Raw genomic sequence first — 12,785 nt, 5'->3', positions numbered from 1 at the left:
TATTTTATATCTGTCGCGATAAATATTATTTTTTATTTATCAGCAACCGTTTTTGAGTTTCCTCCTCATCCAATACGTAAATATCTTTATACTGCCTACCCAACTGATTGTAATCCAGACCAAAACCAACTATGAAATCATTAGGGATAACTTTGGCGTAATAATCTATTTTTACACTACCCTTGTATGAAGATGGCTTGTAAAGCAGCGTGCATACCTTAATATCTTTTGCGCCGGCATCTCTTAAAATTTTGTCCATCTCCATAATTGTTCCGCCTGTGTCAACAACATCCTCAACTACTATAACTGTCTTATCCTTAACGCTTTTAGTTAATCCCATAATTTGTTTTACCTCTCCTGTGGAAGATGTTCCCTCATAAGAGGCAAGACGGATAAATACAATATCGCAAGGGAAATTTATCCTCTTCATAAGGTCCGCGGTGAACATAAAAGAGCCTGTAAGAACGCCTAAAAAAATAGGGGTGTCAACACCGGCAAGGTCTTCATTAATGCTCTTTGCTACCTTATCAATAGCTTTCTCTATTTTTGCATAAGGCAAATACATTTTAAAGCATTTGTCGTACAATTGTATTCTTTTCATATAGTTTGTTTTAGATTTTACTTTTTGGCATAGGTATTTGACAAAAATACTCAATTAAATAGGAAAAATGTAACTTTGCAAAAAATATAAAATATGAAACCACTTGTAAGCATAATTATGGGCAGCACTTCTGATTTGAAAATCATGGAGAAAGCGGCTGAATATCTAGATGAAATGGGAGTCCCTTTTGAAATTAACGCTCTTTCCGCGCACAGGGTACCCGATATGGTTGCTGATTTTGCCAAGAATGCTCATAAGAGGGGTATTAAGGTAATTATCGCAGGAGCCGGCGGAGCAGCTCATCTTCCGGGAGTTATAGCAGCAAGCACACCTCTTCCGGTGATTGGTGTCCCTATAAATTCCTCAAATTCAATACATGGCATTGATTCAATCCTTTCAATTCTTCAAATGCCTTCCGGAATTCCTGTTGCAACAATGGCCGTTGATGGTGCAAAAAATGCCGCAATATTTGCAGTCCAAATACTTTCCCAGTCTGATGCAGAACTGTTTGGCAAGTTTGTAAAATTCAAAGAGGAACTTGCTGGGAAAATTGCAAAGGCAAATGCAGAACTTAAAGAGGTAAAATATAAGTTTAAGACCAATTAGTAAAATTGTTTTTCTGGCAGGACAATTTATCTTCTCCTTTGATAAATTTATTTTCTTGCCGGATAAATTTACTTTATGGCCTGTCATTGTAAAAATGGCAGGCTATTTTTGCGCTCTAATCTATTCAAACATAGGAGGTATGGTATGGAGCGCAAGAATTTTCTCACCGGCAAAATTTTATTTGCCATTCTATTTATTTTTCTCCCGGCAGTTGTTTTTTCGCAGACGGACAAGTATCCGGAAATTGAAAAGGTGATAGAGCAAATATCTGACTACTACGATAATAGTCTTGATAATATTTCATCTGAAGGAGGAGTCTCCGCAGCGGATGCGGAGAATTCTTCTGCTCGGAACATGGAAGAGATTTTGGAATATTATGAAAGACTTAGGAAATATCCGCTAAATATAAACAGTGCGTCGCGCTCTGATTTGCAGAGACTTGTGCTGCTTACAGATTTTCAAATAGAGGCGCTCCTGGATTATGAAAAAAATCACGGACCTGTGATTTCATATTCTGAACTCTCTTTGCTTAACGGATATAATGAGGAGATAGTAAAGCTGTTGCGTCCATTCATTTATTTTGGAGATTCCGGCATAAGACCCGGAAATTTCTTTAAAGATTGCAGTTCTTCTTTTTATTCTAAATATGCGCGCAAAATAATTTGTTCCGGCGGCAAGACAAATTCTTCTGAAACAGAATTTGGAGACCCCAATTATATCCAGTTGAGATACAGGACAGTATGGCTGAATAAAGTTGAAGTGGCATTATTGGAGGAGAAGGATGCGGGTGAGCCGGCGGTTGAGAAAAACAGAATTCCGCTTGGGGACTTTATCTCCTTTAGCATTGCGTTGCGCAACATGAAATTTGTAAAGAGGAAAAATCCCGGCGTTAGCGGAGAGCCTGAAAAATTAAAAACTTTTGCAGTAGACAATTTGGTGATAGGGGATTTTTCCGCCAGATTCGGGCAAGGTCTAACACTTTGGAATTCATTTAATTTGCAAGGTGCGGAAGATATGTATGGGTTTTATAAAAGAGGTGAACCTGTCTCTCCATATACCTCTTCCGATGAGGAGAAATTCTTCAGAGGAGTTGCTGCCGAGCTTTCCTGCGGAAAATTAACGGTTTCATTGTTAGGGTCATACAAGGGCATTGATGCAAAGATTGCCCCAAACGGAAAGGAATATACTTCTATACTATCGGGAGGCATACATAACTCAAAATTATTATTGTCTGCAAAAGATGCAATGCATGAGGTAGTTACGGGGGCAAATGTTACCGCCCTTTTTAACAAGATTAAAATTGGTTTTTCCTTTGCCGGATATACTTATGATAAAATCAATGGCAGAAATGTTAAGGATTATAATGAGTACCAGATGTATGAGGGCTTTCATTGGAACTGCGCAGCCGATTTTTACACCTTGCTGGGGAAGCTCAGGTTTTTTGGCGAGGCTGCTTACAGTTCCCCTGGATTGGAACATTCGGGAGGTTATGCTGCTGTTGCGGGAGGCACATTTCCTATTTGCGGAAAATGGAAAATTAACTTTCTAGTGCGCAGTTATTCTAAAAGTTACACAAATCCTCATGCAGGCGGTTATACGCTTACATCTTCTTGCTCAAATCAAAATGGCGCCGCAATAAGAGCAAGCGGATATGTTTTCAGAAATCTTAAAATGACTATGGGTTCAGATTATGTCTATTATCCATGGGCAAGGTTTAATATTAATTCATCCTCTATGTGCTGGAAAAATTATTTGAAGTTTGAATTTACCGGAGATGTTTTGAATTTCTCTTTGCGCCTATCCTGCAACTATTTGCGGACAAACGTGATTGATAATATTTGTGCTGAAAAAGCGGCGGCAAAAATAAGAATTTGCAAATGGTTGAATTTTATGGCAAAAGAGGAGGTGAATTCAAAAGGAAGCTATGCGGTCTCCGCGCTCTCCAATATTAAGATGAATGTTTTGTCCATGCATTTTTGTGTGGCATATTACAACGCGGAGAAATGGAATGGACGTCTGTATATGGTTGAATATGACTTGCCTATGACATACGCTTCTACTCTTTTTTACGGAAAGGGAATTAGCTGGTATGCCGTTGCGCAGGTCAGGGCGGCCAAGTGGCTGGAATTATTTTTAAAGTGCGGAGAAAAAAAATCCCTGCTTAGTTTGAAAGCAGGGATAAGATTTAATTTTTAGCCTCTTTGAACTTTAAAGAGGATTAACCTCTTTTAACTTTGATTTTTCTTCCGGGGAAAATCTTGCTGTTGTTGGAAAGACCGTTAAGTCTAAGCAAATCGCTCAAAGTCATATCATACTTGCGTGCAATGCTAAATAAAGTATCGCCTCTTCTAACCGTATAGTTGGTAACTCCGGACTTTCTGGCGGAATTCTTTTTTCCTCTGCTGCCTGGAATGTAAGTATCTTCAGATGCCGCATGTGATTCATACGTAGACTCTCCTCCGCCTCTTCCTCCTTTGTAAATTACCAAGCTCTTGCCCGCTTGTACGGTGTTCTTTCTCATGTGGTTCCACTTCTTAACCTGCGTAATTGTTACTCCGTATTTGCGCGCAATTCCCCCCAAAGTTTCACCGCGTCTAACTTTATGATACATCGTCCTTTGCCTTGGAGTATTGCTCCTTGCAGAAGATACGGTCTCATTATCATCTCCTCCGCTTGCCTCAGCTTTTTTGTAGTTGTTGTAAACTATTGGATTAAAGAAGATGCTGTCTTTGTAGGCGTAGATTTGCTGCTCTTTATCAACAAATGGAACTGTGTAATTGTAAGGCAGGTTAAGAATATATTCCTCCTCTGAACCTGGGATTATATCATGCAGATACTGGGGGTTAAGCTGTCTTAATTCTTCTACAGGTATTCCAATGTTGTCAGATATTTGCTCAAAGTGTAAATTCTTATGAATTCTAAATGTGTCTACGTGAGCCGGCAATGTGATTTTTTCAGGAACTATATTGTAATCCCGATAGTAATTCAAAAGGTAAAGAGCTCCAACAAAGTTAGGGATGTAACCTCTTGTCTCTCTAGGCAAATATCCGTAAACAGACCAAAAATCTTTACAGCCCGCGCGTCTTATTGCTTTGTTGACATTCCCGGTACCGCAATTGTATGAGGCAATTGCAAGGGACCAGTCTCCAAAAATCATGTACGCGTCTCTTAAATATTTTGCTGCTGCCGTTGCTGATTTGACAGGGTCCAGACGTTCATCAACGTATGAGTTAATTTCCAATCCATACTGCCTGGCCGTTGTTCGCATGAATTGCCACATACCTCTTGCATTGGTAGGGGAGACGGCCATTGGATTAAGAGCAGACTCAATTATAGCCAGAACGGTCAGCTCTCTTGGCAATCCGTATGATTCAAAAATATCTTCAAAAATAGGTAAGTAATAGGAACTTAGACCCAATATGATTGATGCCAGTCTCGGGCGTTTTTCCGTGTATAGAATGATACCGTTTTTGACAGATTTGTTGTAAGGTATCGGGATGAAAGAATTCATCTTTTTTATCTTCTCTATGTAGACTTCATCCGGAATGTTTGTTGTAAAATTGACGCTGTCCAAATCTATAGTTTGCATGTCGCCGACAGTAAGCTGCTTTTGCAAATACCAGATGCTCAATAAACTATCGGGATTAGAGCCTGGCGTCTTGGTCTCAAACAAATCGTTCTCTATAAGACCTATGCCTCCGGGGTTAATTGAGTCTCCCGCATCAGTTGTGTCTGCAATTTCAATTTCACCCTCTCCTATAATATTCTTTAATGAATCAATTGTCTTTCTAAGTTTTGCGTTTTCTTGTGTCAGCTGCTTTTTGCTTTTGAATAATTGTGCGTAAGTATTTGTGTTAAAACACAATAAGCTGCACATTGCAATCAGCAAGATGGTAACTCTTCTAAATCTCATCAGTAAAATTTTTTTTAATTGTCAAATCCGTTTTCCTCTCAAAAATCTTTCCACTATAGTTAGACTCCGCAAAATTTTAAAAGTTAATATTCATCTGGAATCCAATTTTAGTGGAGGAATACCCGCTGTTAAACCCATAAAATGTCTGCGCCGGCACGGGTAATGGCGCACCCTCCTGTATTATTACGGGTTGTACGTTAAAGGACAAATCGTCGCTTATATCAAAATGGCTGAAGTGCGCAAAAACATTTGCATCTATAATGTTAAGCGCATAAATCAGCATCGTCGCAATAACGGAATAATCCCTATTGCGCCTGTATTGGTCTCTGTACCAGATAATATCGTCCGAGGAAAGTGGCCCTGTATATGTTCCCGCCGCCTTATCTATGTACATGTTTTTATATCTTCTGTATTCTTTCTGGTTAAATGCCCAGCAATATCCGCTAATCATAAATCCGGCATAGTAAATTGGAATGTGCCAGTAATCTCCATTGTATGCCTGGCCTAGTCCCGGAAGCAAGGCGGAATAAAAAGAGGCTCTTGCAGGTAGAGGTCTCTCATAAGATTTGTAGCTCACGGTGGCATCCATCAAAGAGCCCCAATATGAACCTATTGCCCCCAATACCAGATAGTTTCTTAAATCTTTTGCACTCTGCTTCCCATCTTTTTTCCACTTCATGTTGGCCATCACGGCGCCGCCAATACATCCTCCTATAGCACCATAAACAATAGGAATCTTCCATGCCTGTTTGTTGTACAGCTGCCCAGTTCCCGGTACAATAGCTTGTCCCAGAAACATATAGGATATTGACATGGTATCTTTGTGTGCTAGAGCTTTGAAATACCTCTTTAAAGAATATTGCGGTCTTACGGCTGCGGTATCATCTCCGTAACTAAGCGTATCTGCCTGATTTGCAGACTTCATTGTACCTGCAGCAGGAGGGGCGTTGCTTATAAACTCCCCGCCGGTTTTGATTTGTGCATCAGCGCCGCGCGGAGCAAAAAAACAAACTCCCGCAATCACTGCTGATATCAATATTTTTGATAATCTTCTCTGCACAACCAAATTTTTCCGCTCTACTACAAATTATGTTCCTTTAATATTTTCAGAAAATCTTCAAGTTGTGTATCTGACTGATAATGAATTGTCAAGTCTCCCGCCCCTTTTTTGCGCGGTTTAATTGCCACGCTCTCCCCAAAATACTTCTGAAGAATTTCCGCAACTTGTTTTCCGTTCTCCGTTGCCGCTGATAAATTTCCGGCAGGGACTTTTGCCTCTTTCCCCTTCACTTTCTCTGCCGCAGCACCATTGAGTTTTTTAACCCTCTCCTCTGTCTGTCTCACCGACAGGTCATCTTCAATTATTTGATTTGCAAGCTTTAATTGAGCTTTGTCACCTTCCAGGCCAAGCAGCGCTTTTGCATGTCCCATGGAAAGTTTTTTTGCCTTAATAGCAAATTGAATCTCAGGGGGCAGCTTAAGCAGTCTTAAAAAGTTTGCAACTGTTGCTCTGTTTTTCCCTACACGCTGTGAAAGAGCCTCTTGCGTTAGGGAGCATTCATCTATTAATCTCTGAAAACTTAGAGAAACATCAATAGGATCCAAATCCTCTCTCTGAATATTTTCTACCAAAGCCATCTCCAGCATAGCATCCTCGCTGACATCTTTTATATATGCGGGAATGCTCTTCAGCCCTGCCGCAGTGCATGCGCGGAACCTTCTCTCTCCGCTGATTATCTGATATTTGCCGCCATGAATTTTTGTAACGGTAATAGGCTGTATAAGCCCCATCATTTTTATTGATTCGGCCAATTCATCAAGCTTCTCCTGCGCAAAATCCGTTCTGGGCTGGTATGGATTAGGAACAATTTTATCAATTGATATCTCTTTAATGGATACTAGCTGAGAAGAAGAACTGTCGGGAGTACTACTCTCAGTCGGCTGATTTACAAAGTCATCCTCCTGTCTCTCCTGTGTTGCGTTCTCAATGAGAGCGCTCAGTCCTCTTCCAAGTCCTGTTTTAAATTTTGGCATAACTTTCTACTTTTCTTTTTTTACTGCGGCACTTGCAACAACTTCATTTTTTGCAATGACCTCTTTTGCAAGATTCAAATAATTGCTTGAGCCATTGGACAATGCATCATATAAAATAACGGGCTTGCCAAAGCTCGGAGCCTCGCTCAGCCTGACATTTCTATTGATGACAGTCTCAAAAACCATCTTTCCAAAATGGCGGCGAACATCTTCAGCCACTTGATTTGCAAGCTTTAAGCGGGAATCATACATTGTCAGAAGGAAACCCTCTATTGAGAGCTGCGGGTTCATATTCTTCTGCACCAGCCTAATTGTATTTAGCAGTTTTCCAAGGCCTTCCAGCGCAAAGAACTCACTTTGCACGGGGATAATGACGGAGTCCGCAGCGGTAAGCGCATTGATGGTAATTATTCCAAGAGAAGGGGAACAATCAATGATTACGTACTCGTAAGTATCTTTTACACTGTTAATTGCATTTTTAAGTACAAACTCCCTGTTCTCAACCGTAACCATCTCCAGCTCGGCTCCAACAAGATTAACTCCGGATGTAGTCATATCCAGATTTTTGATATCGGTTTTTCTTAAGATTTCCTTAAGCTCTCTCTCCCCAGTAAGTACTTCATAGATAGTCTTCTTATCTTTAGAATCCGGATTAAAATTGAGTCCGGACGTGGCATTTGCCTGTGGATCTGCATCAATTAAGAGTGTCTTTTTCTCCAAAACTGCAAGCGACGCGGCTAGGTTAATTGCCGTAGTCGTTTTGCCCACTCCGCCCTTCTGATTTGCTATTGCAATTACTTTTCCCATATAACATGCGTATAAATATGCGTATTGTGCAAAAATACTAAATCTTTTTTAGCTATGCAGAATTTATTACTTTTGCCTGGCTTAAGTTTTCAACACAAAACGGGTGCCTGTTAATAAAATGTCGGATAAATTTTCAGATAGCTGGATGGTAATAGTTAATCCAAAAGCCGGTAGCGGCAGAGGATTAAAAGATTGGCCTGTCATCTCTAATCAGATGTACAACAGCGGATTAAGGTTTACATGTGTATTTACAGAGCACAAATATCATGCAATTGAACTTACCGTAAAGGCTGTAACAGACGGCTTTAGAAACATTGTGGCAATAGGGGGAGACGGTACAATTCATGAGGTTGTTAACGGCCTTTTCATTCAGAAAGTAGTTCCTACTACTGAGGTGTGTTTGGCTGTCATCCCGACAGGTACCGGAAATGACTGGATTAGGATGTACGGCATTTCAAAAACCTATGCGGAAGCTGTGGACTCTCTGGTGCAGAAAAAGACTGTGCTGCAGGATGTTGGAAAGGTTGTTTTTTATGAGACAAGGGTGGAGCATACGCGCTATATGGCAAATGTTGCGGGCCTTGGATATGATGCTGTCGTGAATCTGAAATATAATAATTTGAAGGATGAGGGGAAGTATGGCAAATGGCTCTATCTGAGGAGCACCGTAAATACTTTCATTAATTTTTCTTCCAAGCATTTTGAGATTACCGCAGACGGCGAGCCGTTCTATAACGGACTTGTTTTTTCCGGCGCGGTAGGAATTGGAAGATTTAACGGAGGCGGTATGCAGCAGACCCCTAATGCCGCTGTAGATGATGGACTTATGGATTTGACTATCATTAAGAAAATGTCAAAATACAAGGTGCTGCGCAATTTCCGTCTTTTGTTTTCCGGCAACATTTATCAGATTCCAAAAGTTATTTTCAAACAGTGCAGAGAGATTGAAATTACAACTGATCCGGAGACCCGCATAGAGATTGACGGAGAAGCTGTCGGGACCTCGCCGTTCAAATTCAGCCTTGTGCCAAAGAGCATTAAAGTTGTTGTAGGTCAGGGATATGTCTATGCCGGCAGCCGCAGATAATTCTCTCATCGGAGGGTTTTTTGCAATAGAGGGCCAGCATGAATTTTTTATAGCGGATCAACATCAATTATTATAGAGTCCTGAACCTTAAGTGAATCCAGCGCTTTCTTAAGAGCATCTTTGTTTGCCTCCAGCATTTTATCGCGTGCGAATTTTACGTTGTAGCAAAGCAGAAATTCATTTCTCACTTTTTCTATGCGCGGAGGGAAAGGTCCTGTAACTTCCTGAGCAGTAAATCCTCTGGACATTTTTAATATTTTTCCGACAGCCTTTGAAATTTCATTCAGAATGTTTTTATCTCTGTTTCTGACAGTTACGGTTATCATTCTCACGTATGGAGGAAAACCGAATTGCCTTCTCTCATCTAGCAGCGCAATGCTGCTGTCGGGAGCTTCAACAGTATCTGCATCCTGTGCATTGCTGCTGTCCGCGGGATTATTGAGATTTGCAATATATTCAATTACAGGGTGTTTCTTCTGGTTTGTCTGTATAATGAGCTTCCCTTTTTTATCGCGACGGCCTGTCCTTCCCATTAGCTGAGTGAAGAGCTGAATTGCCCTCTCATCTGCGCGGAAATCCTGCAGTCCCAAAATTGTATCTGCCTGGATGACGGCAACCAGATTCAGGTTCTTAAAATCAAACCCTTTGCTTATCATCTGGGTGCCCACAAGAATATCCGTATTGCCCTCCGCAAAGTCCTTTAACACTTTATCTTCCAGCATTTTGCTCTTTGCAATATCGGCATCAAATCTGGCAATTTTAGCCTCCGGGAAAAGTTCTTTTAATTCCTCCTCCAGCTTCTCCGTTCCAACACCTTTTGCCTCCAGAGAATGATTGCCGCATTTTGGACAAATGCCCGTAAATTTTGTCTGATACTCACAATAATGGCAGCGCAAAGTATTATCGTATTTGTGATAGCTGAGCGGCACATCGCAATGCGGGCAGCGCGGTATCTCCCCGCATTCAGTACATTGAACTACAGGTGAATAGGAGCGCATATTGCGGAATACAATTACTTGTCCTTTCTCCGCGATAGTCTTTTTTATTTCATTGATGAGTTCTTGTGAAAAGCTCCCGTGCATTTGCTTGCTGCGCCTTGTCCAAATAGTATCTATCACCGTGATGTCAGGCTCATTTGCGCTGTAGTATTTCTCTTTGAGTTCCACCTTTGAAAATCTGCCTATAGTGCAGTTATAACGGCTTTCCAATGAAGGAGTTGCGGAGCCCATTAATACTTGGGCCTTGTGCAGTCCGGCGAGCATAATTGCAGAATCTCTGGCGTTGTATCTTGGGGCCGGTTCTGTTTGTTTGTAGCTTGCGTCATGCTCTTCATCTATGATTATGAGTCCCAGATTATTAAATGGCAACAGCAGTGATGAGCGTGTCCCCAGTATGATAATCGGTTCATTCCTAGATGCGCTCAGCTGGCTTTGCGCCTGTGGAGATGTTAGGATGTCCCGCAATAGTTTTTTTGGCGCTTGATTAAGCGCAGAGTGAAACACAAACAGGCGGCTCCCAAAATGCTCGCGCAGACGGCGCTCCATCTGTTTGCTCATTGCAATTTCCGGCACCAGGTAAAGAACGTTCTTCCCGTTTTTCAGGTGCTCGTCTGCAAGCGTTATGTAAATTTCTGTTTTTCCGCTTCCCGTTACCCCCTCCAGCAGCACCGGCTTTTTTGCTATTTGCTCTTTGATTTGTTTGTACGCAATTTGCTGTGCATCAGATAATACGGGGCGATGTGCATCAATAAATGAGAATTGGTTTTCGTTATCCTCTTTCTTGATTTTTTCAAAGATATCTGCAGGAGTTTTATGAGATTTTACAGCTTCTTGTTTTTGTGTTAAAATAGGGTAGGCCGCTTTGAAAACTTCTCCCGTGCTGCACAAATAATAGTGTGCAATTGAGTCCCAAAATTTTATCTCTTCCGGAGTGATTTTTGGAAGATCTTCTATGTATAGAATCTCCTTGTATTCAACTGGTTTAAGCTCCGTGCGCGTGGTGCCGGTCTTTTCATCTTTGACCTTCACCTCTGTAAATTGCTGTGGCAAATCTTTCTCCTCCACAACTCTGCGTATTACTCCGCTGTGGATTTTCTTCCCAAACATTACGCGCACGCGGCTGCCGGTAAGCGAAGAGAAAATCTTTGAGCTTGAAGTGGCTGAGGAGTCTGAGAGTGAGGAATAACTGTCGTGAGGCAGAATGTAAAATATCTCCCCCTCAAATTTGATTGGAAGAATTACAGATACATATATTTTGCCTTGCGCCATCATTGTTGCAAATTTAAAAATTATCCCTATATTTGCAGCCCTAAATCACTGGTGCCTTAGCTCAGCTGGTAGAGCAAAGGACTGAAAATCCTTGTGTCCCTGGTTCAACTCCCGGAGGCACCACAAAAAAAGGTCTGCGAAAGCAGGCCTTTTTTTGTGCAGTGGCGATAACTGCATTATTGAATATTCAAATAATTGATTACATTTGCGCGCTCTTACAAAGGAGTTTATACTGTTTGTGTTTGCTTCCGCGTTTTTCTGCGGACATTTTGTCTCCAAATCATCTTTATTAATTCTGTTGTCTGAAGTGACAGCTGTGCGTGCTGCCGTGCAAGAAGGGATTGCCCTGATTTACACGTCAATTGCAAGGTGCAGCGCAAAATGTTTTTGTAATGATGAAATCATTTTTTATTGGAAAATTGGAAGTTAAGCTCCCTATAGTTCAGGGTGGAATGGGCGTTGGCGTTTCACTTTCCGGACTTGCCTCTGCGGTTGCAAATGAAGGCGGCATTGGAGTAATTTCATGCGCCGGGATGGGACTGCTGTATCGTAAAACCCCTGATAATTATCCTCTTAACTGTATCTATGGCCTAAGAGAGGAGATAAGAAAGGCAAAGGAAATGACCAAAGGCATTATTGGAGTGAATATTATGGTTGCGCTCTCCAATTTTGCAGATATGGTTAATACCTCCATTGAGGAGAAAGCAGATATTATTTTTTCAGGCGCGGGGCTTCCTCTTAATCTCCCGTCATTTTTAAAGAAAGACAGTACAACTCTTTTAGTCCCGATAGTTTCCTCTGCAAGAGCGGCAAAAATAATTTGTGAGAAGTGGGATGCCACTTACCATTATTTGCCTGATGCTGTGGTAGTTGAAGGACCAAAGGCTGGAGGACATCTTGGCTTTAAAAAGAATCAGATTTTTGATGAAAATTATACTCTGGAGAAAATAGTTCCGGAGGTTGTTAAAGTAACATCCTCTTATAAAGAGAGAAAAAAAATTCCGGTTATTGCAGGCGGAGGCTTGACTACCGGGGAGGATATTATGAGGATTATGAAGCTTGGAGCTGACGGCGCGCAAATGGCTAGCATTTTTGTTCCGACAATTGAGTGCGACGCGGCCGGCGAGTTCAAAGAGGCATATATCAAATGCAAAAAAGAGAATATCATAATCATAGACAGTCCTGTCGGGATGCCGGGCAGGGCAATAGAGAGTGAGTTTACAGATAAAATTAATGCCGGTCTTACAAAACCCCAAGGATGCGGATATCATTGCATTAAAACATGTGATTATGTCCACAGTCCATATTGCATTATCAAAGCATTATATAATGCTGTAAAAGGCAAATTGTCAGACGGATATGTATTTGTCGGAGCAAATGCCTATATGGCTGATAAGATAAGGAGCGTACATCAGGTCATATCTATTTTGAAGAAAGAGTACGCATTATGTGAAATTAAACAAAAGTAAA

At 41.2% G+C, this 12,785-nt stretch carries 10 protein-coding genes and 1 tRNA gene; 5 read left to right on the top strand and 6 right to left on the bottom strand.

Features of this window, described 5'->3' with window-relative positions:
• Nucleotides 1-25 precede the first annotated feature (25 nt).
• On the bottom strand, nt 26-601 hold the full coding sequence (gene hpt / locus LKM37_00900) for a hypoxanthine phosphoribosyltransferase (protein ID MCI1719580.1): 576 nt from the start codon (nt 599-601) through the stop codon (nt 26-28).
• A gap of 93 nt (nt 602-694) precedes the next feature.
• On the opposite strand from hpt, the gene purE reads away from it, so the two are divergent.
• Both purE and LKM37_00890 read left to right on the top strand, forming a co-directional pair.
• A complete protein-coding gene (purE, locus tag LKM37_00895) occupies nt 695-1,207 on the top strand; it encodes a 5-(carboxyamino)imidazole ribonucleotide mutase (GenBank protein ID MCI1719579.1) in 513 nt (170 codons plus the stop codon).
• Between the two features lie 144 nt (nt 1,208-1,351).
• Entirely contained in the window at nt 1,352-3,403 is a 2,052-nt protein-coding gene (locus tag LKM37_00890) for a helix-hairpin-helix domain-containing protein (protein ID MCI1719578.1), read from the top strand.
• A 22-nt stretch (nt 3,404-3,425) separates the two neighbouring features.
• Here the strand turns inward: LKM37_00890 and LKM37_00885 are convergent, their stop codons facing one another.
• The 4 genes from LKM37_00885 to LKM37_00870 all read right to left on the bottom strand — a co-directional run bounded on the left by LKM37_00885 (nt 3,426) and on the right by LKM37_00870 (nt 7,961).
• Nucleotides 3,426-5,120: a LysM peptidoglycan-binding domain-containing protein gene (locus LKM37_00885; GenBank protein ID MCI1719577.1), complete on the bottom strand. Its 1,695-nt coding sequence runs from the start codon at nt 5,118-5,120 to the stop codon at nt 3,426-3,428.
• Between the two features lie 76 nt (nt 5,121-5,196).
• The gene (locus LKM37_00880; GenBank protein MCI1719576.1) at nt 5,197-6,180 is read right to left on the bottom strand and encodes a DUF5683 domain-containing protein; all 984 of its coding nucleotides are present in this window, start codon (nt 6,178-6,180) and stop codon (nt 5,197-5,199) included.
• Between the two features lie 20 nt (nt 6,181-6,200).
• Complete coding sequence (locus LKM37_00875; protein ID MCI1719575.1) at nt 6,201-7,154, bottom strand: ParB/RepB/Spo0J family partition protein; 954 nt, start codon at nt 7,152-7,154, stop codon at nt 6,201-6,203.
• A gap of 6 nt (nt 7,155-7,160) precedes the next feature.
• Nucleotides 7,161-7,961 (bottom strand): AAA family ATPase, encoded by an 801-nt coding sequence (locus LKM37_00870; protein ID MCI1719574.1) that lies wholly within the window; start codon nt 7,959-7,961, stop codon nt 7,161-7,163.
• A gap of 118 nt (nt 7,962-8,079) precedes the next feature.
• Between LKM37_00870 and LKM37_00865 the strand changes: the two genes are divergently transcribed.
• The gene (locus LKM37_00865) at nt 8,080-9,048 is read left to right on the top strand and encodes a diacylglycerol kinase family lipid kinase (protein MCI1719573.1); all 969 of its coding nucleotides are present in this window, start codon (nt 8,080-8,082) and stop codon (nt 9,046-9,048) included.
• 47 nt (nt 9,049-9,095) lie between these two features.
• Here LKM37_00865 and priA read toward each other — a convergent pair whose 3' ends face one another.
• A complete protein-coding gene (priA, locus tag LKM37_00860; protein ID MCI1719572.1) occupies nt 9,096-11,318 on the bottom strand; it encodes a primosomal protein N' in 2,223 nt (740 codons plus the stop codon).
• Nucleotides 11,319-11,365: 47 nt separating this feature from the next.
• Between priA and LKM37_00855 the strand changes: the two genes are divergently transcribed.
• Nucleotides 11,366-11,438: transfer RNA gene (locus LKM37_00855), tRNA-Phe, on the top strand.
• A 272-nt stretch (nt 11,439-11,710) separates the two neighbouring features.
• The gene (locus tag LKM37_00850) at nt 11,711-12,784 is read left to right on the top strand and encodes a nitronate monooxygenase family protein (protein ID MCI1719571.1); all 1,074 of its coding nucleotides are present in this window, start codon (nt 11,711-11,713) and stop codon (nt 12,782-12,784) included.
• Nucleotide 12,785 lies beyond the last annotated feature (1 nt).

It is taken from the genome of Bacteroidales bacterium, assembly GCA_022647615.1.
GTDB lineage: Bacteria > Bacteroidota > Bacteroidia > Bacteroidales > UBA932 > Egerieousia.
The sequence above is the reverse complement of the archived record's forward strand: the minus strand, read 5'-3'. Positions and strand labels throughout refer to the sequence as shown.

Bases quoted from the DNA above. Each gene is read 5' to 3' on its own strand.
- hpt (MCI1719580.1), bottom strand. From the start codon at position 601: ATGAAAAGAATACAATTGTACGACAAATGCTTTAAAATGTATTTGCCT.
- purE (MCI1719579.1), top strand. From the start codon at position 695: ATGAAACCACTTGTAAGCATAATTATGGGCAGCACTTCTGATTTGAAA.
- LKM37_00890 (MCI1719578.1), top strand. From the start codon at position 1,352: ATGGAGCGCAAGAATTTTCTCACCGGCAAAATTTTATTTGCCATTCTA.
- LKM37_00885 (MCI1719577.1), bottom strand. From the start codon at position 5,120: ATGAGATTTAGAAGAGTTACCATCTTGCTGATTGCAATGTGCAGCTTA.
- LKM37_00875 (MCI1719575.1), bottom strand. From the start codon at position 7,154: ATGCCAAAATTTAAAACAGGACTTGGAAGAGGACTGAGCGCTCTCATT.
- LKM37_00870 (MCI1719574.1), bottom strand. From the start codon at position 7,961: ATGGGAAAAGTAATTGCAATAGCAAATCAGAAGGGCGGAGTGGGCAAA.
- LKM37_00865 (MCI1719573.1), top strand. From the start codon at position 8,080: ATGTCGGATAAATTTTCAGATAGCTGGATGGTAATAGTTAATCCAAAA.
- priA (MCI1719572.1), bottom strand. From the start codon at position 11,318: ATGATGGCGCAAGGCAAAATATATGTATCTGTAATTCTTCCAATCAAA.
- LKM37_00850 (MCI1719571.1), top strand. From the start codon at position 11,711: ATGAAATCATTTTTTATTGGAAAATTGGAAGTTAAGCTCCCTATAGTT.